This is a genomic window from Prochlorococcus sp. G5PB11 (assembly GCF_059772425.1).
The window spans coordinates 372,839-396,198 of the sequence record NZ_CM186287.1; the positions used below are offsets into that span (position 1 = coordinate 372,839).

At 32.2% G+C, this 23,360-nt stretch carries 31 protein-coding genes; 15 read left to right on the top strand and 16 right to left on the bottom strand.

Annotation, left to right across the window (positions count from 1 at the left end):
• Positions 1-11: 11 nt before the first annotated feature.
• Positions 12-860 carry a 4-hydroxy-tetrahydrodipicolinate reductase gene (gene dapB, locus AC6EI0_RS01960; RefSeq protein WP_498522832.1) on the bottom strand — a complete coding sequence of 283 codons (849 nt, stop codon included), beginning with the start codon at positions 858-860 and terminating at the stop codon, positions 12-14.
• Between the two features lie 111 nt (positions 861-971).
• Here dapB and AC6EI0_RS01965 point away from each other — a divergent pair, with 111 nt between their 5' ends.
• Positions 972-4,985, top strand: a complete 4,014-nt coding sequence (locus AC6EI0_RS01965) for a magnesium chelatase subunit H (protein ID WP_498522833.1) — start codon at positions 972-974, stop codon at positions 4,983-4,985.
• A 7-nt stretch (positions 4,986-4,992) separates the two neighbouring features.
• Here the strand turns inward: AC6EI0_RS01965 and folP are convergent, their stop codons facing one another.
• From folP to AC6EI0_RS01980, 3 genes are read right to left on the bottom strand one after another with little or no spacing between them, the layout of a single operon-like run.
• Positions 4,993-5,772, bottom strand: coding sequence for a dihydropteroate synthase (gene folP, locus AC6EI0_RS01970; protein ID WP_498522834.1), 780 nt, complete (start codon positions 5,770-5,772; stop codon positions 4,993-4,995).
• A 40-nt stretch (positions 5,773-5,812) separates the two neighbouring features.
• Entirely contained in the window at positions 5,813-6,553 is a 741-nt protein-coding gene (gene tpiA, locus AC6EI0_RS01975) for a triose-phosphate isomerase (RefSeq protein ID WP_498522835.1), read from the bottom strand.
• 12 nt (positions 6,554-6,565) lie between these two features.
• Positions 6,566-6,784, bottom strand: coding sequence for an RNA-binding S4 domain-containing protein (locus tag AC6EI0_RS01980; protein ID WP_498507303.1), 219 nt, complete (start codon positions 6,782-6,784; stop codon positions 6,566-6,568).
• Positions 6,785-6,822: 38 nt separating this feature from the next.
• Here AC6EI0_RS01980 and AC6EI0_RS01985 point away from each other — a divergent pair, with 38 nt between their 5' ends.
• The 6 genes from AC6EI0_RS01985 (at position 6,823) to AC6EI0_RS02010 (ending at position 10,496) form a co-directional block, all read left to right on the top strand.
• Complete coding sequence (locus tag AC6EI0_RS01985) at positions 6,823-8,559, top strand: ABC transporter ATP-binding protein (protein WP_498522836.1); 1,737 nt, start codon at positions 6,823-6,825, stop codon at positions 8,557-8,559.
• A gap of 43 nt (positions 8,560-8,602) precedes the next feature.
• On the top strand, positions 8,603-8,830 hold the full coding sequence (locus AC6EI0_RS01990) for a DUF6447 family protein (RefSeq protein WP_498522837.1): 228 nt from the start codon (positions 8,603-8,605) through the stop codon (positions 8,828-8,830).
• A 191-nt stretch (positions 8,831-9,021) separates the two neighbouring features.
• Positions 9,022-9,312, top strand: a complete 291-nt coding sequence (locus AC6EI0_RS01995; protein WP_498507306.1) for a DUF1330 domain-containing protein — start codon at positions 9,022-9,024, stop codon at positions 9,310-9,312.
• Between the two features lie 41 nt (positions 9,313-9,353).
• The gene (locus AC6EI0_RS02000) at positions 9,354-9,581 is read left to right on the top strand and encodes a DUF2862 domain-containing protein (RefSeq protein WP_498522838.1); all 228 of its coding nucleotides are present in this window, start codon (positions 9,354-9,356) and stop codon (positions 9,579-9,581) included.
• 99 nt (positions 9,582-9,680) lie between these two features.
• Complete coding sequence (locus tag AC6EI0_RS02005) at positions 9,681-9,821, top strand: hypothetical protein (protein WP_498522839.1); 141 nt, start codon at positions 9,681-9,683, stop codon at positions 9,819-9,821.
• Positions 9,822-9,881: 60 nt separating this feature from the next.
• A complete protein-coding gene (locus AC6EI0_RS02010; RefSeq protein WP_498522840.1) occupies positions 9,882-10,496 on the top strand; it encodes a uridine kinase family protein in 615 nt (204 codons plus the stop codon).
• 66 nt (positions 10,497-10,562) lie between these two features.
• Here AC6EI0_RS02010 and AC6EI0_RS02015 read toward each other — a convergent pair whose 3' ends face one another.
• Entirely contained in the window at positions 10,563-10,757 is a 195-nt protein-coding gene (locus tag AC6EI0_RS02015; protein WP_498522841.1) for a hypothetical protein, read from the bottom strand.
• A gap of 247 nt (positions 10,758-11,004) precedes the next feature.
• Positions 11,005-11,226 (bottom strand): hypothetical protein, encoded by a 222-nt coding sequence (locus AC6EI0_RS02020; protein ID WP_498520956.1) that lies wholly within the window; start codon positions 11,224-11,226, stop codon positions 11,005-11,007.
• A gap of 230 nt (positions 11,227-11,456) precedes the next feature.
• On the opposite strand from AC6EI0_RS02020, the gene AC6EI0_RS02025 reads away from it, so the two are divergent.
• Positions 11,457-11,858: a hypothetical protein gene (locus AC6EI0_RS02025; RefSeq protein ID WP_498522842.1), complete on the top strand. Its 402-nt coding sequence runs from the start codon at positions 11,457-11,459 to the stop codon at positions 11,856-11,858.
• 30 nt (positions 11,859-11,888) lie between these two features.
• Here the strand turns inward: AC6EI0_RS02025 and AC6EI0_RS02030 are convergent, their stop codons facing one another.
• Entirely contained in the window at positions 11,889-12,089 is a 201-nt protein-coding gene (locus AC6EI0_RS02030; RefSeq protein WP_498520958.1) for a hypothetical protein, read from the bottom strand.
• 225 nt (positions 12,090-12,314) lie between these two features.
• On the opposite strand from AC6EI0_RS02030, the gene AC6EI0_RS02035 reads away from it, so the two are divergent.
• The gene (locus tag AC6EI0_RS02035; protein ID WP_498522843.1) at positions 12,315-13,352 is read left to right on the top strand and encodes an NmrA/HSCARG family protein; all 1,038 of its coding nucleotides are present in this window, start codon (positions 12,315-12,317) and stop codon (positions 13,350-13,352) included.
• 29 nt (positions 13,353-13,381) lie between these two features.
• Here AC6EI0_RS02035 and AC6EI0_RS02040 read toward each other — a convergent pair whose 3' ends face one another.
• Positions 13,382-13,552, bottom strand: coding sequence for a hypothetical protein (locus tag AC6EI0_RS02040; RefSeq protein ID WP_498522844.1), 171 nt, complete (start codon positions 13,550-13,552; stop codon positions 13,382-13,384).
• Between the two features lie 812 nt (positions 13,553-14,364).
• Here AC6EI0_RS02040 and AC6EI0_RS02045 point away from each other — a divergent pair.
• Positions 14,365-14,523: a hypothetical protein gene (locus tag AC6EI0_RS02045; RefSeq protein ID WP_498462769.1), complete on the top strand. Its 159-nt coding sequence runs from the start codon at positions 14,365-14,367 to the stop codon at positions 14,521-14,523.
• Between the two features lie 142 nt (positions 14,524-14,665).
• A complete protein-coding gene (locus AC6EI0_RS02050; RefSeq protein ID WP_498522845.1) occupies positions 14,666-14,917 on the top strand; it encodes a hypothetical protein in 252 nt (83 codons plus the stop codon).
• 26 nt (positions 14,918-14,943) lie between these two features.
• Here AC6EI0_RS02050 and AC6EI0_RS02055 read toward each other — a convergent pair whose 3' ends face one another.
• The 4 genes from AC6EI0_RS02055 to AC6EI0_RS02070 form a co-directional block, all read right to left on the bottom strand.
• Positions 14,944-15,126, bottom strand: a complete 183-nt coding sequence (locus AC6EI0_RS02055) for a Nif11 family protein (protein WP_498522846.1) — start codon at positions 15,124-15,126, stop codon at positions 14,944-14,946.
• 102 nt (positions 15,127-15,228) lie between these two features.
• On the bottom strand, positions 15,229-16,419 hold the full coding sequence (locus AC6EI0_RS02060) for a fatty acid desaturase (protein WP_498522847.1): 1,191 nt from the start codon (positions 16,417-16,419) through the stop codon (positions 15,229-15,231).
• Positions 16,420-16,930: 511 nt separating this feature from the next.
• Positions 16,931-17,623, bottom strand: a complete 693-nt coding sequence (locus AC6EI0_RS02065) for a Type 1 glutamine amidotransferase-like domain-containing protein (RefSeq protein WP_498522848.1) — start codon at positions 17,621-17,623, stop codon at positions 16,931-16,933.
• 103 nt (positions 17,624-17,726) lie between these two features.
• On the bottom strand, positions 17,727-18,449 hold the full coding sequence (locus AC6EI0_RS02070) for an SDR family NAD(P)-dependent oxidoreductase (RefSeq protein ID WP_498522849.1): 723 nt from the start codon (positions 18,447-18,449) through the stop codon (positions 17,727-17,729).
• Positions 18,450-18,752: 303 nt separating this feature from the next.
• On the opposite strand from AC6EI0_RS02070, the gene AC6EI0_RS02075 reads away from it, so the two are divergent.
• The gene (locus AC6EI0_RS02075) at positions 18,753-19,496 is read left to right on the top strand and encodes an MBL fold metallo-hydrolase (protein WP_498522850.1); all 744 of its coding nucleotides are present in this window, start codon (positions 18,753-18,755) and stop codon (positions 19,494-19,496) included.
• A gap of 256 nt (positions 19,497-19,752) precedes the next feature.
• Here AC6EI0_RS02075 and AC6EI0_RS02080 read toward each other — a convergent pair whose 3' ends face one another.
• From AC6EI0_RS02080 to AC6EI0_RS02090, 3 genes are all read right to left on the bottom strand, one after another.
• Complete coding sequence (locus AC6EI0_RS02080; RefSeq protein WP_498522851.1) at positions 19,753-20,085, bottom strand: hypothetical protein; 333 nt, start codon at positions 20,083-20,085, stop codon at positions 19,753-19,755.
• Positions 20,086-20,399: 314 nt separating this feature from the next.
• Positions 20,400-20,615 carry a Nif11-like leader peptide family natural product precursor gene (locus AC6EI0_RS02085; RefSeq protein WP_498462777.1) on the bottom strand — a complete coding sequence of 72 codons (216 nt, stop codon included), beginning with the start codon at positions 20,613-20,615 and terminating at the stop codon, positions 20,400-20,402.
• A 246-nt stretch (positions 20,616-20,861) separates the two neighbouring features.
• Entirely contained in the window at positions 20,862-21,056 is a 195-nt protein-coding gene (locus AC6EI0_RS02090; protein WP_498522852.1) for a hypothetical protein, read from the bottom strand.
• A gap of 95 nt (positions 21,057-21,151) precedes the next feature.
• Between AC6EI0_RS02090 and AC6EI0_RS02095 the strand changes: the two genes are divergently transcribed.
• A complete protein-coding gene (locus tag AC6EI0_RS02095) occupies positions 21,152-21,319 on the top strand; it encodes a translation initiation factor IF-2 N-terminal domain-containing protein (RefSeq protein WP_498522853.1) in 168 nt (55 codons plus the stop codon).
• Between the two features lie 131 nt (positions 21,320-21,450).
• On the opposite strand, the gene AC6EI0_RS02100 is transcribed toward AC6EI0_RS02095, so the two are convergent.
• A complete protein-coding gene (locus AC6EI0_RS02100; protein WP_498522854.1) occupies positions 21,451-21,672 on the bottom strand; it encodes a hypothetical protein in 222 nt (73 codons plus the stop codon).
• Between the two features lie 196 nt (positions 21,673-21,868).
• Between AC6EI0_RS02100 and AC6EI0_RS02105 the strand changes: the two genes are divergently transcribed.
• Both AC6EI0_RS02105 and AC6EI0_RS02110 read left to right on the top strand, forming a co-directional pair.
• Positions 21,869-22,870, top strand: coding sequence for a potassium channel family protein (locus tag AC6EI0_RS02105; RefSeq protein WP_498522855.1), 1,002 nt, complete (start codon positions 21,869-21,871; stop codon positions 22,868-22,870).
• Between the two features lie 100 nt (positions 22,871-22,970).
• The gene (locus AC6EI0_RS02110; protein ID WP_498522856.1) at positions 22,971-23,222 is read left to right on the top strand and encodes a hypothetical protein; all 252 of its coding nucleotides are present in this window, start codon (positions 22,971-22,973) and stop codon (positions 23,220-23,222) included.
• Positions 23,223-23,360: the final 138 nt, after the last annotated feature.

The window sequence follows — 23,360 nt, forward strand, 5'->3', positions numbered from 1 at the left end:
TGTATCAATAACTAGAGTATTTTCTCTAGTCCATAAACTAATTTATTGAATGATCTGATTTTTTTGACTACTAATAGCACCCCAGGCATGTAAGCAGATCGGTCAATAGTATTGTGAGCCAACTCATAAGTCTCCCCATTGGAACCAAACATCACTTGTTGATGAGCAACAAGTCCAGGTAATCGAACCGAGTGAAGTCTCAAACCACTAGGACGTGATCCGCCTCGAGATCCTTCGAGAGATTCTTCTTCATTTACCAAAGATTTGTTAAATGTTGATCGTTGCTCCTCTATTAATTCAGCTGTTTTTATACAGGTTCCGCTTGGAGCATCAGCTTTTTTGTTGTGATGCATTTCGGTAAGTTCAGCGAACTCATAAAAACGAGCAGCCGCTGCTGCTGCTTGCTGAAGTAAAACCATACCAACTGAGAAGTTTGGAATAATTGCTGAACCAAGTGATGCTTTTTCTGCAAATTTAGAAAGATCATCTAATTGATCTGGTGTTATTCCTGTTGTACCAATTACAGGATGGACTCCATAAGCAATGGATGTACGGGTGTGCTTATAAGCAACTTTTGGATGAGTGAAATCGACTAATACGGCGGCTTTATTTGAATTATCGTTTGGGAAGTTTTGACTAGCAGCACACAATGAGCCTTCAAAATCGCTTGAAAGGAAAACATCTAATGGCCGCAAACCTATTAATGAACCAATGTCTTGCCCCTCTTTATCCTTCTGAGTATCAATTGCTCCAACAAGTTGATAATCATTGGATGAATTAATTGCTTTTATAACTTCAGATCCCATTCGACCTAAAGCTCCTGCGACTAAAACTGGTATTGATTGATTAGCAGAACTCATTGGATTTTTTTTTACAATCATATTTCATATCGCTTGTAACACGCATTAACTAAATAACACACTAAAGGGCCACTGAACACTAGGCTTGGTCGAATTCCGATAGCAGAAAAGATGTTTACACAGGTTCGCTCAGCCAATCGCAGAGTTTCACCTGTCGAGAATCACAGCCATAAAGCAGTGATGAAGGCTGTTTATGTGGTTCTTGAGCCTCAATATCAAAATGCCCTTACACAGGCTGCAAACTCATTAAACGAGCAAAATGGTCCTATTGGCATTGAACTTAATGGGTATTTAATAGAAGAACTTAGAAATACAGACAATTATGAAAGCTTTAAAAAAGATATAGAAAAAGCAGATTTATTCGTAGCTTCATTGATTTTTATTGAAGATTTGGCTCAAAAAGTTGTTGAAGCAGTTGAACCTCATAAGGAAAATCTAAAAGCAGCGGTTGTATTTCCATCAATGCCTGAGGTTATGCGATTGAACAAATTGGGCACTTTTTCAATGGCTCAGTTAGGTCAAAGCAAAAGCATCATTGGTGATTTTATGAAGAAAAGGAAAGAAGCAGGCGGGGCTGGTTTTCAAGATTCGATGTTAAAGCTTCTAAATACTCTTCCATCAATTCTCAAGTATCTACCGGTTGACAAGGCTCAAGATGCTCGAAGTTTTATGCTTAGTTTTCAATATTGGTTAGGAGGTACTCCAGATAATCTAAGGAACTTCCTCTTAATGCTTGGAAATAAATATGTATTTCCAGAACTAACTCTAGAAGAAGATCAAATTGAAGTTGCGGAGCCAGAGGTTTTTCCAGATTTGGGAATTTGGCATCCATTAGCTCCAAGCATGTTTGAAGATAAAAAAGAATATTTAAATTGGATAGCTTCTAGAGATGACTTATCAAATAAGGCGAAAGAAGGTCCAGTAATTGGTCTTGTACTCCAAAGAAGTCATATTGTTACTGGAGATGACGCCCACTATGTTGCAGTAATACAAGAACTGGAGTATCGCGGAGCAACAGTCATACCTATTTTTTGTGGTGGATTAGATTTTTCAAAGCCAGTAAACGAATTTTATTACGACCCAATAAAACCAGATCAACCAATTGTAGATGGTGTTGTTTCTCTTACCGGTTTTGCACTTGTAGGGGGGCCTGCAAGACAGGATCATCCAAAAGCAGTGGAGGCATTAAAGAAACTCAATCGACCTTATATGGTTGCACTTCCACTCGTTTTCCAAACGACACAGGAGTGGGAAGGTAGTGATTTAGGTCTTCATCCAGTACAAGTTGCACTTCAGATTGCTATTCCTGAATTGGATGGTGCTATCGAGCCAATAGTTTTATCTGGTAGAGATGATGCAACTGGCAAAGCCCATACACTTCAGGACAGAGTTGACGCAATAGCTGAGAGGGCTATTAGATGGTCATCATTAAGAATTAAAAAACGTGAGCAGAAGAAATTAGCTATTACTGTTTTTAGTTTTCCACCTGATAAAGGAAATGTTGGAACCGCTGCTTATTTAGACGTCTTTGGCTCTATTCATAGAGTTTTAGAAGAAATGAAGGAAAAAGGCTATGACATAAAAGATTTACCTAAGAATCCAAAAGAACTGATGGAGTCATTGATAAATGATCCTGAGGCATTACAAGGATCCCCTGAGCTATCAATAGCTCATCGAATGAGCGTAAAGGAATATGAAAAATTAACTCCATATTCTGACCGCCTTGAAGAGAACTGGGGAAAACCTCCAGGAAATTTAAATAGTGACGGACAAAATCTTCTTATTTACGGAAAAGAATTTGGGAATGTTTTTGTTGGAGTACAGCCTACTTTTGGATATGAAGGTGATCCTATGAGATTGCTCTATTCAAGAAGTGCTAGTCCTCACCATGGTTTTGCAGCCTATTACACTTATCTAGAAAAAGTTTGGAAAGCTGATGCTGTCCTTCATTTTGGAACTCATGGTTCTCTTGAATTCATGCCAGGTAAACAAATGGGGATGAGTGAGACTTGTTATCCAGATTCATTAATTGGAGGTCTGCCTAATCTTTACTACTACGCAGCAAATAATCCTTCGGAAGCAACAATCGCAAAAAGAAGAGGATATGCTTCAACAATTAGTTATTTAACTCCCCCAGCTGAAAATGCTGGACTGTACAAAGGTCTAAAAGAACTTGGAGAGTTAGTTGGTTCTTATCAGCAATTACGAGAAAGTGGACGAGGAATTCAAATAGTTAATGCAATTGTTGAAACATCAAAAAAATGTAATCTTGATGAAGATGTAAAACTACCTGAGAAAGATGCTTCTGAATTAGAAATTGATGAAAGAGATTTAGTAGTTGGAAATGTTTATAAGCAATTAATGGAAATAGAAAGTCGATTATTACCTTGCGGCTTACACACTATTGGAAAACCTGCCACTGCTGAAGAAGCGATTGCAACCTTAGTAAGTATTGCTTCCATAGAAAGAGAAGATGATGGAATTAGATCCTTACCAGGTTTGTTAGCTGAATCAAAAGGAAAAACAATTGAAGAGGTCTATGAGGGCAATAACAAGGGCAAATTAGAAGATGTTGAACTTAACAAATTAATTACGGAAACATCAAGAGAGGCAGTTGGTTCAATGGTTAAGTCTCTTACAGGAAGAGATGGGAGAGTAAACATGAAGAAGAGTATTTGGACACTAATTGTTGAGTTCTTAAGAAGTATTGGTTTCTCAATCCCATCACCATGGCAAGCTTCAGCTAAGAAAGCAGGTTTTGAGAATGTAAATGCAAGTTCACTTGATAAATTATTTGACTATTTAAGATTTTGTTTAGAACAAATATGTGCTGATAAAGAAATGGAGAGCCTTTTAAAAGCTCTCGACGGAGATTATGTAATTCCTGGCCCAGGTGGAGATCCTATTAGAAACCCTGGAGTATTACCAAGTGGTAAAAATATTCATGCTTTAGATCCCCAGTCGATTCCAACTGTTGCCGCAGTTGCATCAGCTAAAGGTGTCGTTGACAAGCTTATCGAAAGGCAAAAAGAGGAGCAAGGCGCATGGCCTGAAACTATTGCCTGCGTTCTTTGGGGTACTGATAACATAAAAACTTATGGAGAATCACTAGCACAGATCCTTTGGTTTGTAGGTGTAAAACCAAAGCCAGACTCAGTGGGCAGGGTGAACAAATTAGAACTACTATCTCTCGAGGAATTAGGAAGACCAAGAATAGATGTCGTTGTTAATTGTTCCGGTGTATTTAGGGATTTGTTCATTAATCAAATGGCTTTAATTGATCAAGCAGTAAAAATGGCTGCAGAGGCCGATGAACCACTTGATCAAAATTTTGTAAGGAAACATACACTCGAGCAAGCAGAAAAGGAAGGGAAAAGCATTAGGGAATCTGCAAGTAGAGTTTTTTCAAATGCGAGTGGAAGTTACAGTTCAAATGTCAATTTGGCAGTAGAGAATTCGACCTGGGAAGAAGAAAATGAGTTACAAGAAATGTATCTATCAAGGAAGACCTATGCTTTCAATGCTGATAATCCAGGTGAAATGAATCAGAACAGAGATGTTTTTGAATCTGTTATGAAAACTGCAGATGTCACATTCCAAAATCTTGATTCGTCAGAAATATCACTAACAGATGTAAGTCATTACTTTGATTCTGATCCAACAAATTTAATCAAAAACCTTAGAGATGACGGTAAAGCACCAAGTAGTTATATAGCTGATACAACTACTGCAAATGCTCAGGTTAGATCATTAAGTGAAACTATTAGGTTAGATTCTAGAACAAAATTACTTAACCCCAAATGGTACGAAGGTATGCTCAAGTCTGGATATGAAGGGGTGAGAGAGGTATCTAATAGACTTAATTACACATTAGGCTGGAGTGCAACTAGTGGCCAAGTCGATAATTTCGTATATGAAGAGTCAAACGAAACTTTTATAAATGATCCAGAGATGAGGAAAAGATTAATGGAATTGAATCCTCATAGTTTCAGAAGAATAGTTGGTACATTACTAGAAGTTAATGGTCGAGGATATTGGGAAACATCCGATGAAAATATTGAACAATTAAAAGAACTTTATCAAGAAGTAGAAGATCGTATAGAAGGTGTTAATACAGAGGATTAATTACTTATTAAATAATTGATTTGGTCATTTTTACAACTTGAGAAATTTCTTTAATATCATGGACTCTTAAAATATCAACTCCAGCAATCACACATCTAGAAGCAACTGCAGAGGTTCCAAATATTCTTTTGGTAGCATCAGGTTCATTAATAACTGAACCGATAAATCTTTTTCTGGAGGCTCCTATTAATATTGGATATTTCATAGAAACAAATTCATCTATATTTCTAAGTAAAGTTAAGTTATGATCTACATTCTTCGCAAAACCTAATCCGGGATCCACAATAATCTGATCATTTTTTATACCTTTAGATACTGCTAAATCGATTTGATTTAATAATTCATTTTTCACATCGTCAACAACGTTTGAATATATAGCTAATGAATCCATTGTCTTGCTATTACCACGACTATGAGTCAATACATATGGGCAACCTTTATCAGCAATAACGTTAAATATTTCAGGATCATGACGTCCACCACTGACATCATTAATCCAATCGGCTCCTGCATTTAATACTTTCTTAGCAACTGAATGGTGAAATGTATCGACAGAAATAGGAACCTCCGGATGTAATAATTTTAATTCTTTTATTAATGGAACCAATCTTTTAATCTCAATTTCGGCTCCAACCTCAGAGGCACCAGGTCGTGTGCTCTGTGCCCCAATATCTAGGATGTGTGCTCCTTGTTTTACACATAATGAAGAATGATTTATTGCAGATGGTAAATCAACATAAAGACCTCCATCACTAAATGAATCTTCAGTGATATTTACTATTGCCATTAAGTGGGTTTCTCTTTCCCAATGCTTAGGCAAGTATTTATTAAATTGATTCGTAGTTAGCAATTCTTGCAAAATTTGTAGGATCTAAAGAAGCACCACCAACTAATACGCCATCAATGTCTGACATAGACATTATCTCATCAATGTTATTTGATTTAACTGATCCACCATATTGAATAATGACGTCTTCGAAACCAATCCATTTACGAATGAGTGAGCATATTCTATTAGCTTCATGGGATTCACAAGTTTTACCTGTTCCAATGGCCCATATTGGCTCATAAGCAACTATTAACCTTTTTACATCTATCCCTTCAAGGCCTTGATCAATTTGCCTTTTAATGACCCTTTCAGCTTCACCAAGCTCTCTTTGTTGATAGGTTTCTCCAACACAAACAATTGGAATTAATTGATGATCTTGTGCTGATTGAGCTCTCTTATTTATCTGTTCATCACTTTCACTAAAATATTTTCTTGGCTCACTATGTCCAACAATTGCACATTTAACAGAAAGTTCATTAAGCATTAGAGGGGAGACCTCAGCTGTGTAGGCTCCACTGTCCTCCCAGTGAACATTTTGACTAGATAATGAAACGAATTCGCTTTTGTCTTTAATAAGCTCAGACAAAGGGTAGAGGGCTGTAAAGGGAGGTGCGATAACAACTTCCCTATCTTTCTTTGGTATATCTTTCAATAATGGAAGAAACACACGCATGTACTCAATAGCCTCAGTGCATGTCATGTTCATCTTCCAATTCCCTGCAATGACCGGTTTACGCACGCTGCTAGCTCCTCATTTTTCGCTTCTTGCCAACTTACGGCCTAGAGGATCAGAATTTGGAACTATGTATGTTTCATTAGCAAAAATAATTTGATCACCATCAATTAATTTTCGTCCTCTTCTATTCTCCACTATGCCATTAACGCTTATTCGCCCTGATCTGATAACCATTTTCGCTTCTCCTCCAGTCTGAACTATCCCAATAAATTTTAGGTATTGATCTAGTTTCATTTACGAGCTTTTAAATTAAATATTGATATTTTGATGTAATGAACCAAAAAATCAAATTAGATCTTAACTACCTCTTAAGGAGACTTAAAGGACATACGCAGGTATTAATACTCGGAGGTATTAGCATGCTTGTATATGTTCTATGTTGGCCCATTCTTGCATGGCTATCAGGTAAGTTAATACCGGCTATAGGTCAAGGGAATACAAAGCAAGTTTTAATTGTAATTTTACAAGCATTAATTATTTTTATCATTCAAAAAACAGCTCAATATCTCCAAGATAGTCTTCTAGCTAAACCAGCATTAGCACTAAGTCAAGATCTAAGAACGACACTTTTTAAAAAACTTCAGAGAACAAATATTCTTTTTATAGAAAAACTCTCATCTGGAGATATCGCCTACAGACTTACTGAGGATGTTGATCGTGTTGGTGAGGTTATTTATAAAACAATTCAAGATACGACACCATCTGCATTTCAATTATTAGCAGTATTTGGTTATATGATATTTATTGATTGGAATTTATCACTTTCAACTATTATTTTAGCTCCCTTGATTGCATTATTAGTAAGCGATTTTGGAGGAAGAGTATTAAAAGCTTCTGAGCAAAGTCAAAAGAAAATAAGTTCTTTAGCTGCTTTGCTATCAGAGGCAATACAAGGTTTGCCAATGGTTAAAGCTTTTGCAGTTGAAGAATGGTTGCAAAAAGATTTTGATATACAAGTTAAATTACACAAAGAGGCTAAATATAAAATGCTAACTCTTGTGGCACTTCAGCACCCAATAGTTGGTTTAATAGAAATAATTGGTATTTTGAGCATACTCACTATAGGAACTTATAGAATACAAAGTGGAGGAATTTCAAATGAAGAATTTGGAAGCTATTTTACAGCATTAATAATGCTAATAGATCCAATAAGTCACATAACAGTCAACTACAACGAGTTAAAGCAAGGTCAAGCATCACTAAGAAGACTAAATGAAATAACTAATAACCCACTAGAAGTATCTACATCCAATAAGGGTATTAAACCTAATAATATAAGTGGTAAATTAACATTTAAAAATGTATTCTACTCATATATAGATAAACATAATGTATTAAACGATATAAATTTAGAGGTAGATTGCGGACAAATAATGGCTTTGGTTGGGCCTTCAGGTGCAGGTAAAAGCACAATTTTTTCATTGATATTAAAATTCATCGAGCCAAGCAATGGATCTATATTTATTGATGACCATAAATTAGATAAAATCAATACTGACTACTTGAGAAAATTGATTGCGATTGTTCCGCAAAAAACATTTATTTTTTCAGGTACAATAGCCGAAGCAATAAGATTTGGAAGAACAGCTACCAGAAAAGATATTGTTAATGCTGCAAAAATTGCCAATGCACATAACTTTATCGAAAGACTTCCTAATGGTTACGAAACATACATAGAGGAAAGAGGTAGCAATCTTTCAGGAGGTCAATTACAGAGAATATCAATAGCAAGAGCTTTGCTAGGTGATCCCACAATTTTATTGCTTGACGAAGCAACAAGTGCATTAGATGCAGAAGCTGAAGAATCAGTTCAAAAAGGACTTCAACAAGCAATGAGTAATAGAACTGTTCTTGTGATTGCTCATAGATTATCGACGATACAAAAAGCAAATAAAATAGCAGTAATTGAAAAAGGGATAGTTTGTGAAGTTGGTAACCATTATGAATTAATCAAGAAACAAGGTAGATATAAAGAATTTTGCGATAAACAGTTTATAGAGACTTATTAATAATATATTTAATGTTATATTATTAATAAGCTAGACTAAAGTAATGACAAGTTTACCTTCAAATGAAAAAGAGGCAATACTTACTTTTGAGGATAAAAGATATGATATAAAAAGCCTACCTAAAGATGTAAAAGAGCTTATAAAAGGAATGCAGGTGGCTGACGCACAACTCAGAATGCACGAAGATACACTTAAAGTGTTAGCAGTTGGACGCCAACATTTAGCAATGCAATTAAAGTCAAAACTAGAATCAATTGAACCGATAAAGTAATAAATAAGTGATTTATTAATGTGTAATTAAGTTATACACATAAATCTAATTTGACAAAACCTGTCATTTATAATTAAAAACACTCATTTTAGCAAATATTTCTTCTAACTAAAAACAATAAATAATTTTCAACTGCCTTCAAAAACGGAGAAAATTGTGAGAGAATCTTAAGAAAATATGAAGGGGGAGAGATGGGAGCTAAAGGCTACTGGTTAAAACAGGCCAAAATTGAAAGCACTGCACAATTTATCGAATACGTTAAAACCGTAGTACCATGGCTCAGATCAGTTGGTGGAACAATAATTGCTAAAGATGTAAACCAAAATTCAGATCTAAACGAATGGGATGGTGGACAATTAGGAGTTATTGTTGAATTTGAATCTAAAGCCGCAGCACAAAAAGCCTTTAATTCATCTGAATTTCAAGAGTACATAAAATATAGTGGAATAGATAAACAGTTATCGCTGTCAATAATCGGATAATTGCATTATTCTAATGATTAAATAGGTAGAAATGATTAATTATGATAAAGGATTCCTCAAATCTTCAAAAAGGGCAGATACTTAGAATTGAAATAAACGAAGTTAAGGATCGTTTACCGCAAAATATTTTAGAATTAATTAAAAAGGAGCCTACAGTAGAATTAGTTGGATATAAAATGGTAGATGGAAATCAATTTGGCCTAGTAGTTAAACTTAAAAATGGTCAAATAAATTGGTTTTTCGAAAAGGAGTTATCAGTATTAATGTAATTAATACCTAGTTAAATCAATATTTATATGACTAAAAGATACATATTAGGATGACAAATGATTGATAAAGTATATTAATGTAAGTTGTATAAGATGATTATGCCGTATAACCAAGCCACAGTTGTAATTGGTGGACTAATGCATATTCCTTTGATAATACTAGTTATAAGATTTATTGAAAATAGATTTAGCAATAGAAGCTGGACTAAAGAAGAACTTAATTACAATAAAACACAATAATACATTAAATAAAATTTAAATCTATTGTTAGACTTTATAAAATGACGAATTGAATTAATAGTGAAAACCATTGTAATTACGGGACCTTCAGGCTCTGGTAAGTCTTTTTTAAGCAATAAGTTATCTAAACTATTTGATAATTCAATAATAATAAAAACCGATTCATATTATAGAGATAATATATTAATCCGTTTTTTATCTAAATTTCTATTTGATATTTATGATAGACCTTTGAGTATCAAGAAAAATGAATTAAAAAAAACTATAGAAGCTATTAATATGAGAAGTAGTGAAATTAAATGCTGCCAATATGATTTTATTAAAAAAAAATCAAGTACTTCAATAAAAAAAATTAGTAATAAAGGTAAAAATAAAATTTTAATATTGGAAGGAATATTTGCTCATAGACTTGATTTAAATTATAGAAATACTGTAAATATTCTTTGTAAGGAAGACAAACAAATCTGTTTAGAAAGAAGATTGAGAAGAGATAAATCTAATAGAGGTAGATCTCAAGATGAAATTATAAAAAGATTTAGTAGCTCATGGAACTTATTTGATATAAATTTTAAAAGCTATATAAATTATAACCAATTTATACAAATAAATACATCAGAGAAAATTAATTATAATAATTTAATTTATAAAATAAATAAACAATTTTCTAATAATTAACTAAGAAAAATAAAAAATACTATTTTTCTTAGTTAATATTAATTTTTAAAAAATAAATTTAAGTATTTATTTTTTTACCTCAGGAGCATTCATTCCATCATAGTCAGGTCCAACCATTAAACCAACAATCGCAAATAATGCAATTGATGCAACTCCAACTAAAACTGCTGTTGGTGCCGGTGTACTAGTAAGACCAGCGATTAATAAATTACCCATGAAAGATAAATAAAGCAAGGTATAAATAGCAGAAAATGCAATCAATAAATTAATTATTTACTCGTTTTGAATTAAATAATATAAAATAGTCAATTTTATACATAGATAAGATACGATTGTTTGAAGCTTGTAAGATATTCTATACAAAAAAATTTATGAATCGTTAACACAAGAATAAAAAAAGAATTATTGAAAACTAGTTTCAATAATTCTTTTAATATTGATGAACACAAAAAAAGTGGGTAAAAATGCACAACACATTAACCCACTTGATTCTGACTAGATAATCTAGTTATTTAGATGTGTTGGGATCGTTGAAACCATCGTAATTAGGGCCAACTACGACAGCCATAATTCCAAACAGGGCCATAAATGCGATACCTACGATTGGTGCAGTAGGAGCTGGTGTACTTAGTAGGCCAGCGAAGGTTAAAGGAAGCATGTTCTTTAGTAAGACCCAATATAAATACCAGTCATCAGGAGATATGACCATTGATATTTTACTTTGTAACATTTAGGTCTAACAAAAGTAAGCTATGACTGGCTTTAGAAAGAGAATCATGAAGTAGATCAAAAATTGAATTTTCAATGTAAGGAAACCATCGCAACAGGAATAACTGGAATAATTGCGGATAAACGGGTATAACAATAACAAAAATATCAATAATGAACTATAAGTTATTGGATATAATATTAACAACAAAAACATACATATATAATATAAAATAATTTCAAAATGTCTAAGTGATTAAACATTTACGTCCAATAACGCCTGTGGAAGAATTTGAAGAAGCTTGTAGAAAAGCTAAATTAGATGATAAAGAACAAAGAATCATTGATCATATAAGGTATGTTGGAGTATTTACACAACCGTCGCTAACTAAAGAACTTAAATTAAATTCCAAGCCTCCTATATTGTCAGTACTGTGTGAAATATGTAGAAAGATTGGTAAATTTATGCCTGAACACTTTAGTGAGGTGAGAGTTTGGTCTAAAGCAATTAATGAGCATAAAGTAAAATGGGATGGAGACCTTATCTGCTCACTAGCCTGGGACAAAGACGGAGAACGATTATCACCAGAAAACGGGACTTGTCTTTACCATACTTTTGCTGTCCATAAAGAATTATTCCAGGGTCTAGATTAAAAGTCTTTTATTGATAACTATATTAAACAGTTACCCCTGACTTAAGTACTCAAACAAAACATTATTAAAACCTAACTCCTCCGCTGAATATTCCAGCATTAAATTATCAGATTCAATTTGAGAATAGAAGCATCTGATTTCATCGGATTCATCTCCAGATAGTGGGATGCCGTCGACAACATCAAAGATGATTTTTTGTCGATCAATTTCCTGAAGAACCTCATTTGCCATAATGATCAAACTAAGTACTAATAAATTCATAGCCAACACTTTGAAACTAACAAAGCAATTAAAACATTCCTTTACGAAAAGCTCACATAGTTAAATTAAAGAAACTTCTAATCGAAGCAAAAAGGATTTATCGACTAAGGACAGAAGACTATTAATCATAGAAGAATCTACAACTTTACATAAATTCACCTATGCTTTACATTCCTTAGTAATAACTGTTGGACCGTGCTTGAACAAGAGGCAAATGTTGGCGCAAGTGCAAGAAGATTACCTGTCATAGCAGTAACTATGGCAACAAGTAGGCAAGGTATTGGAGTTGTTAAAGAATTAAGCAAAACAAACAAATATCAAATACGTGCCATAACAAGAAACATAAAAAGTCAGAAAGCTTTTGAGCTAGGGAATCTTGTAAACGTAGAACTAGTAAAAGGTGATTTAATGGATCCTGAAAGCTTGAGCAGAGCTTTCAATGGCGTTGACGCAATTTTTGGTAATACAACTCCTACAAAAGGATGGAAAGTATTCAGAGGAAGTATTGTAAGGTCTTATGAAATGGAACAAGGCTTTAACTTGATTAATCAAGTTAAAGCTGCTTATAAAAAAGGACGACTAAATCATTTTATATTCAGCTCAATTAGCAAGGCAAAAGATCCATTAAAAAATGATCCTGCACCAGGACATTTTACGAGTAAATGGGATATCGAGGAATATATACATAAATGTGATCTTAAAGAAATTACTACTGTCTTAAGACCAGTTAGTTATTTTGAAAATTTTGAAAACAAATTGCCTGGATACACTATCTCTAAAAAGATATTCCCTGGAATCGTTAATAAGGATTTTAAGTGGCAGACAATTGCTGTTGAAGATGTAGGTAAATGGGTAAGAGGTGTATTATCAAAGCCTGAGAAATATAAGAATCAATCTATAAATATTGCAGGAGAGGAGCTAACAGGAATAGAAATGGCGGTGATTCTCCAAAGGCTTGTTGCTTCAGAAGGACTTCAAACAAATTATGTAATGATTCCTAGAGTAGCTATGAAGTTACTTGAATACGACATAGGTGTGATGGCTGATTGGATCGAAAGAACAGGTTATGGAGCCGATATGAATAAACTTAAGATGATTCAGGCTGATTTAAATATTGTGCCAACGTCTCTCAAGGACTGGCTTAAAAGAAAACTTGAAGAACAGAATAAAACACAAAATACATGGACAAGACAATGGAAATCTTCTCAGTGGAAGTTGCAATGGGATAAATAATTTTGTAGTAATTTTTGGTTAAATAAAAACTATAAACCGTTAATCTCAATCGAGTTTGCTATCGATCTAAGTAATTCCACTATCTCATTATCATCACAACGTGTATCATCCTTTAGCTCTATGCATAAATCTCTAATAGAAACATTAGTAGACCACCATATACCTGAAGTTTCAGTATCATCAAAGTTTAAATAGGACATTAGGTTTATCTCATTAGAAATTACGATATTTTTGAGCATCATTAGATGAGTTTTCTAATGCTTTTAATTCTTCAGGCAATTCCATATCTAAACCTTCTAACAATTTCTTTAAAAGGAGCTTATTGTTTGTTTCGCTTTTACCAGGTCTATAATTGAAAATAAAATAAAATGTAAAGCAACATACTAATAATATTAAAAATGAATATAAATACGTAAAGTTGATCATCAAAAAAATCTATTGCATATATATATTCATACTAAATCGCAGAAAAATCAATAAAAGTTATAAAAAAAATAATATAATAGTTATCAAAAAAATTAGGAAATAGTTCAAGACAGTATAATGAGTATTTATTACTAGGCGAAATTGTCTTTCGGTAAGGGATCTCATCCTTTCGAGTAGGAACAGTAATAAAAAAATAAATTTGAAATATCTAAAATAAATTAGAATTTATTAAAAATATAAGAGTTGTTTGTAATTTAGATTAAAATTCGAAGAAACTAGCAAATAAAGTCATAATATAGATAAAATATTTATTGATTTATGCTTACTAATATAAGTTATATATTTTTAATCTCAGCACTATTAATTCTGGGTGGGTGGACTTTTAAAGCATTGATATCATTAGCTCAAGGAAAACCTATAGAAATAAATCTCAAAAACCCACTTAATCTAAAGGCAAGGTGGCCTAAAGATACTAAAAAGGAGTAAACAATTATCTAAAAACTCAAACATTAGTTTTGCTCAGAGATATTAAGCCTTTTGATAGATTATCATTAACATATAATTCCAAAAGTTTAAAACAAGATAGATGCTCGAATCCTTAGATCCTTTTCAACAACTATTACTAGGTGTATCTAGCGTCGGCTTACTAATGATAGTTTTAGTGATTTTTCTTACAGCAAGTCCTAACTTTGAAAACACAGACAGATTAAAAAAGATTTTAGATTTTATTGATAAAAAGAATTAATTTACTTAATATGTAAATATAGATGACTAAGCTTTTATAGTAAACGATATACTAGTAACTTTCTAATATTCTCAAAGGTTAACTTATTCTGATAAATCTCTAAATCATAACTAATGTTGATAGTAATTAATCACTTCTAGAAATGCTAAAAGAATTATTCAAAAATAACAAATACTTGATTTTTGCAGGTCTAAGCACCTTATCTCTGGTATTCACGTCAATCTCAATTATTTCTCTATCAAAATCAGTTAATGAAATTTCAATAGATTTAGAACCACTTTCAACATGGGCTGAGTCACAAAATGACTGCATAACAAAGACATTTCGTATCGACGGAAAGAATACACAAGGAATCCCTTCAAAGGTATGGAGCTGTAATGGAGGTGGCCAATAGCACCATTTGACGGCTCCGAATTGCGCCTAGTATTCCCCCCATCTTTTTCCAATCTCATATCCCCATTGATTGGCAAGTTCTACGACATCTTCATGCGTTTGACATCTAATAATTAATTCATATTTGTCTGGAGACTTTTTAATTAGTTCAACTAACTGATTTAGTTGATCAATTTTGTATAGGAAACATTCATAATCTTTTTTTGACATCTTTACTTTATATCTGACTATTAAATAGCTGATTTATCACAATATATATAAATTAAATAAAGGGAAGGTAATTTAATTAAAAATAAACTATAAAATTCATAATTAGGATTGTGAGTGATTTGGCTGTTTCCAAACATATCTATCGATTTCTTTTTCCTTCTTTACGGCAACACAGTTTGTAGCTATGTGCCAAAGAGACTTATGGATGGGGGTAGGATTGTAGAGATATACTTTTGGAAATTTCTCTTTCAAAATTCTCGTTGCAAGTCTTGCATGATAGTGAGGTATTGTTGGTTCAATGTGATGAATAGCGTGAGTAGAACCTATTGAGTGATGCAGAAAATCTAAAATTCTTCCATAAGGTCTATCTATAGATAAGAATGCTCCTCTCATGTAGGAAAATTGACTTGAACCTAGATGTGGAACATCCGTGTCTGTGTGGTGGAGCCATGTATAAATAACAAGCCAAATATTGACAACGATTAGAGGTCCTAGGTAAAGACTAATCATTGAATTTATTCCAAAATACAAAGTCCAAGAAGTCAATAACAGCAACATAAAAACAATTCCCCAATCTGAGATCCATACCTTTTTGGCCCATATGGATGGCCATAGTTTTTTCGAGAACGGGGCAGCTGGCCAGAAATGGTTGCTTGTCCCATACTTAGGTCCACCTGTTTTGCCCAAAAGTAAGTACGCTGGCCATCCCAGAATCAAGTGAAGGAATAATTGATTAAAGCCATACAGAATTTTCCCAAGGAATAATGATGACTCCATTTCATTTTCACCACCTTTTTTTTCAGATTTACCATCCCCGGAAATCACAACAGGAACATGCGTCTCACCATCTGTTATGTGATTAGTAAATGCATGGTGAACTGCGTGTGATCTTTGCCATGAAAAGTAAGGTACAAGTAAAAAAGAATGAAGGGCATATCCGACAAATGTTTCTAATCTACGATTATCTGAAAAAGCACCATGTCCACATTCATGAGCTAAGACCCAAAGTCCCATTGATGTTGTTCCAGAGATGATTGCATATAAAATCCAAAGTGGAATCATTTCTTTAGTAAGAGGAATAGATAGTCCAATCAAAACTACAAATATCTGAATTCCTATCGTCCTTGACAGATAAAAAAGAGATCTATTCGTCTGGCGAGTAAAGCAATGTTTAGGGATAGCCTCTCTAACATCTTTTCTCGATGGAATATCATCAAGTGAAATTTCTAATGCTTTCCCCTTTAGTCCAGAGGGAAGGAAAGAACTTTTATAAATTTTTTTTTTGTTGATCACGCATTTAGTAAGCAATCTTTTTTCCAATTTCCTTAATCACATGATTAGCTGTTATACGACGTTACTCTTCTATAGTCCTATGAGGCTATAGCAATATCTAATATTCACAACAATAGTTCCTGAAAGAACAATAAATTGTTATTAAAGAGCCTTTATTAATCTAATCCTTAACAAAAAAAAACTAGAAGATTGATAAAAAATACTGATATATTCTAAAATTTATTATTACTACTTTCTGGATACTCAACTGATCCATCCTCCTTCCTTATTGGTTTTGAATATAGAACTCTTAATAAACCTTTGGTATCCATATTAGGACTTGTTATAAAAAAGCTAATAATAAAGAAGCCACCAAATATTATTAATACAATTAAGAGTGGTAAAGTAAGGCCCATTTCCGAGAATGATAATAAGAATAAAAACATTTTAGATAATAATAAATAGAACGATATTTTTAATCATAGACGTTCCTTTAAAGTGACAAATCAATTGTAAATGATTACAAAATTTTTTACAATTGAATTTTCTCGAAAGGAGACTCAACTATATCTTTGTTTTTAAGAAATACGTTATATGTATTTTTATCTTTTTTAAAACTTATATTTTTAAAAGGCTTACCATCAATAAAATGGATAGCGGAACCACCTTCTATAGCAATACAATTACTTATTTTTTTATCAAGTAATAGTTTTTTTACATACGGAATTCGTTCAGGTTCTTCATCGTAATGAGGACAACATGTGCCTTTAATAAAATCTAAACAAGGTAAAGTCTTTAATTCATTATCCCATGAATCTGTAATTCCATTAGTAAACCAACAAATAGCCCCAGCACTTACTCCGCTCATTATTACCCCTTCATTATATGCATGATTAAGTAATGAACTCATACCCCAATCATTCCAAACAGCAAGCATGCTTTTTGTATTACCACCACCAACAAAGACGACATCCTGATTCAAGATATGATTACGGATATCAATAGTTCTTTTGAAAAATTCAATATGAGATGGTATACAATTTAAGCGTGTAAAAACCGAATAGAAACGAACAATATATGAATCATCGTCTCCAGTTGCAGTTGGTATGAAACAGACTTTTGGGCAATTTTTTTCTGAAAGATTAAGAATATATTTTTCGATTAAGTAAGGTGAATTACTTCTCCCAAAACCTCCACCACCAATTGCGATTATATTTTTTTCCAAAGAGCTATAGTATAACTTTTAACATAATACGACTATAAAAAATATTTATGAAAAAAATAATGAAATGTTTTTTAATTAGAATATGAATTATAAAAACTCTTTCCTACCAGGAAATAATACTCCCGTCCCATGCAAGAAACTTACCAGAATCTGATGGTTTTTGATCAGCAATAATATTGATCAAATACTCACAGGATTGAGAGGGAGTAAAAAGCTTTCCCTTAGGTACTGCAGTCTGAAATGGTTTTGATAATTTAGTGTCACAAGTACCTGGATGCAATATTGAAACAATTGCAAGTGGATATTTTCGACGCCATTCAATACTAAGGGTTTTCAGTAATTGATTTTGAGCAGCCTTAGAGGCTCTGTATGAATACCAACCACCTAGCCTATTATCTCCAATACTACCAACTCTGGCGCTTAAACTTGCAAAAGAGAAGGGACAGTCTGTTCTTATAAATTTTTCAATACTTTTTGCAATTAAGATAGGAGCAATTGCATTAATCGAAAAATTCTTAATAATATTAGAGCGATTTATATGTGATAGTCTTTTTTCAGGTTTTACAAGGCTTGAATGAAGAAAACCACTTGTATTTACAACAAGTCGAAGCGGCTTATTTATAAGCTCAATTTGGTTTTCAAAAGAGTTAAATGAATTATCATTCTCCAAATCTAAATAGATAGCATTTTGATTATTATTTAGATTTCGGCCACATATAAAAACATCAAGCTTTGGAGCTACAGTCGACAAATAATCAAAAATACACCTACCAATGTCTCCAGCGCCAATTATTAGTGCAACACCTTCCCAATCTCGAATCGTCATCTTAAAAAAAATTTTAGGTCAATGATAAAGAAGTATTATGTCAATCGGGATAAAAAATTTTCAATATATCTAGATTAAATCATTACTTGATGGATAAAGTATACAATAAAATAAATGTAGTGACAAAATGGAAAATGATTGGTTGTATGAATTTCAGCAATACATTAAAAAGTTTGCAGCTTTAATCATTTTAGTTTTTCTAATAATAATAATTTTAATTGTATTATTTTAAGATTATAAAATAGATAAATACATTAGAAACCACTTTATTCACAAAAAATTGATATATTAAAGGAAAAACACATGGCGATAACAGCAACTTATTACGGTGCGAATGGTTGGCTTATTGAATTGGATCAAACAAGAATTTTGATAGATCCTTGGTTGAATGGAAATTTGACATTCCCCCCTGGAGACTGGCTAATAAAAGGTGAATTATCAAAACAAATTGATATCCCGAAAGAAATTGATTATATTTTATTAACACAAGGCCAACCTGATCACGCCCATCCTCCAACACTTCATAAATTAGATAAAGGTATAACAGTAATTGCATCAGAAGCTGCAAGCAAAATTGTTCGGCAAATTGGTTTTACTAAAATAAATTCTCTAAAACCGGGAGAAACCTTTAAAGATGGAAGAATAAATATACAAGCTACTTCAGGGGCATCAGTACCAAATATTGAGAATGGCTATATTATTGATTCAGGCGATGATTCAATTTATATTGAGCCGCATGGCTTTCTTGATAAGAAAATAAAACCAAGAAATATAGATTTAGTCATAACACCAGTATTAGATTTTTCATTGCCAATTGCAGGCAAATTTATTAAAGGTAAAACTGTATTACCTGAATTATTAAAGCTATTTAACCCAAAATTAATTTTAGCAAGCACAACAGGGGGAGATATTACTTTTACCGGAATAATAAATAATCTTATTAAAGTCGATGGATCAGTTGAAGATATAAGTTTATTCAAAGATACTAGTACTAACTTTATTAATCCTGAACCATTAAAAAAATATGAAATCATAGAATATGCATAAAGATATTAGTACTATATTAGTCAATTTAATCTTCTTGCATAATATAAAATTGTGAAACTTCGTTTAACATTTCTATAACAACATCGTTTCTACACTTTGTTCTTTCTTGAAGTCTCATACAGGCTTCTTTGATGTTTACAAAAGCGTCTTCTCTCATTTCAGATAACTGTTCTTCAGTATACTCAGCTTTACTCATCGTGACTATTAAAAACTTTTTTTATACTAGTATACTCAAACCTAATTAAAAAAAAACAGCCTAAGTATTAATTAAATCTGACAATGATTTAAATTGCTTACGATATATAATAAGGTTTTTTAAATCTGGAAAACCTTCTTTTGTTAGTTTAGATATGAAAGACTTCTCAAAGCCTAATATTTGCTGAGTAGAACCATTTTCATCATCAGGGCTAAATAATGATTTTGTCTTGTCATACAACCTCTGATAGAGATCTAAATCTACTTGAGTATCAAAAACAGAACCATCTTCGGCCGTAAAAGATTTTTTATTAATACTTTTAAACAAATAAAGCGTAAGAAATGCTATTGCAAGAATTATAAAAATAGCTATTGCTATAAATGTAATATCCATAAATTTAGTTAGTACTACATTACATAATAGATGAGAATGATTAAAAATGGAACATATTATTGTTAAAATGAGTATCGTCACTTAATTCAAATGAAAAGTTATTTGAAAGCAATACACAATATATAAGATTCTATATAATATATGAGTACTAAAATTATGTAAAATGTATTTTATCATATTAATCTTAATTATAGTCCTATTAACTATTGTTTTTTTTAATTATTTAATTAAAAGAAAAAGGAGAGATTATTATATTAGAGCTGGTAAAAAATGGGATGGAATAGTTAAAGAGCTAAGAAGAAGAAAATAGATATTTAATTATATTCGCCTGGCACATCATTCTTTTGAACTGTAATTCTTCCAACTTTTTTCCCTGAAAATCTTAGCAATTCATCTCCTGAAAATTCATAACCCTTCTTTAATGCAATAAGGGCAACATCATCTGCCGTAGAGGAAGAGAGAACTTCTTCTTTTAAAGAGTCATCATTCTGCATTTCCTTCAAGAATTTTCTTATTTGATCTAATGACATTTAAGAAAATGGAATACATTAATTTTCTTTATATTAACATAGAACTATAGTATTAAATATGAATAATAAACTACAAAAAATAAATATTTAATTCCAAGTTCCTACATTATGAAGACTAAATGTATGGTTGAACAAATAATATAAAAATATGAAAGCTTTCTTAGTATTATCAATTAAAATTTTTTCTTAAATTAATCCAGATAAAAATAAAAGATATAAATATACGCCTATTACTTATGAATACTATTAAAAATTCTCGTCAGAGTGCCCCCAATCACAAGGCAAAGCCAAAACCCAATCATCAATGGAAGTTCCTAGCCATTCCCTGTATTCTTGAAATATACATCTTCTGATATTTCTATCAGTTTCAGACTCCATTCGCCTCACAGCATATGAAACAACATCATTGAGGGTTGACTTCAAATCATTATCATCATTCATTTAATCAATTGCAAATCTAATGACCTAGACATAGCAATAAAAACTAGAAATAAAAACATTAATCGTTATAGGATCATAAAAACGTAAATTTTAATGTGGCTAAATTGAGAGTAAAAGAACTCGCAGAGGCCCTAAGCATTGATTCCTCTGGGATAATTGCATCATGTGTTCTTCTAGAAATACCTGCATCATCACCTCTATCGTCACTTTCAATAGAGCAATGCAAAAAAATAATTGATCATATTCAAAAAGACAATGAGTGAATTATTGATAAGTGATCATTAAGTATGAATATATCCAAAAGATAAAAACAAATTCCTGTAGTGAAAAAAGATAGAAGTATGAATAAATTGCATATAGACATTTAATTCATAAAGAATATTTAAGTAGTTATCTACAAATCATTAGCTTCCCTGAACAATGCGTCTTGATAATCCGAATCTTTTTTTAAATTTTCCATCCTGATCGGATCAAAATGATCTATTAATGACTTACCAAATTCAAAAATTTCCATATCAGATAAACCTTGATCTCGCATATTGGCTAAAATTGCTGATATATCCTGGAAAGCCTCCTTACATAATTCTTTTTTGTCTTCCGATAAATGATCTTCCATATTTGATAATTACAAATTACTCTAATTTAATCATACTATGAATAAAGATAGAAACAGATGATTATTATTAAGGTAAACTTATACGTATAGAAATAAAAAGGAATAAATATTTTATTCATTCATCACTATAGAATTATATTAAGACAAATGGATTAATTTGAATCTTATTAAATCAAATAAATTTAAAAACTATTTAATGTTATGGGCGGGTCCAATATCATTACTCACTTTCTTATTTTTATTTGGGGCATTGGGTTATCGAATTACAGAAGGATGGGATTGGGGAGATTGTTTATGGATGGTACTGATAACTGTTACAACAATAGGTTTTGGTGAGGTCGAAGTTTTAAGTTCAGCTGGCAGGATAATAACTTTTTTAATAATCGGAGGAGGTTTATTTGTAATTCAATTAACACTGCAAAGATTTATACAATTGTTTGAACTAGGCTATTTTATAAAATTAAAGGAGCTTAGACTAAAGAGGTTTATTAGAAGGATGCAAAATCATGTAATCATTTGCGGGTATGGTCGTACAGGAAAAGAAATCGCTTATCAATTAGACTCTGAGAAAATATCTACTTTAATAATAGAAGTTGACCCTACAAGAAAGAGTGAAGCGGAAGATAAAGGTTTCAACGTATTATTAGCTGACGCCACTATGGACGAATCACTTTTACTTGCTGGAATAAAAAATTGTCGAAGTCTAGTTGTTACTCTACCAAGTGATGCAGCTAATTTATATGTAGTACTAAGTGCAAAAGCACTTAATGAAAATTGCAGATTAATCGCAAGGGCTGCGAACGAAGAAGCAGCGAATAAATTAAAACTAGCAGGCGCTAATGCAGTAGTTAGTCCATATGTAGCGGCAGGAAGGACTATGGCCGCCTCTGCATTAAGACCTATAGCTGTTGATTTTATAGATTTACTAGCAGGCTCAGATTGCGAAATAGAAGAATTCAAAGTAACAGAAAATACAGATATAGTTAACAATTTTAAAAGTAAAACAAATATAGTTTTTAATTTCTCAAAACAAGGTGAGGCCTTACTTCTGGCAACTAAAGTATCTGGAAAATTATCCGGTAACCCGATAGACAATTTTTCAATTTCAGCAGGTATGATTATGATATTTCTTGGAAGTAAGGAGCAATTAGACAGAGTTAGAGTTCGCTTTGAGGACGTTTTAGTAAAAACATCTTAAATGCAACCAATGTCTATGTAGAGACGAGGGTAAACACTACAAGGAGTTCATGACAGCTTCGTACTTTTTACATTAGAACGTTATTAATCGATTTTAATAGATGAAATTACAAACAAAGGAAGGCAATGTTGACTATAGAAGACAGAAAATTGTTCAATCAAATATTAGTGGGAGCATATTTACTAAAGACTACGTAGATTTCTTAAACGAAGCTGGTTGGAGATTAGAAAAAAAATTTCCTTCAAACAATAATAATTATTCGGATCTGCTAGAAGACACAGACTGGAAATCAAATAATATAGACTTTTCTTGTTCAAAACACTACAGGAGAGACCTTGACGCTTTGAGTTAAACAACTTTATTCATCAAAAGATAAAATTTATGAATAGATCCCAAAAGTTAATACACAAAAACATAAATTGAAAACTATGGATACTCACCAGCAACCATGGAACGTTTGGATATTTGTTTTGTGTCTCAATATCGTTGC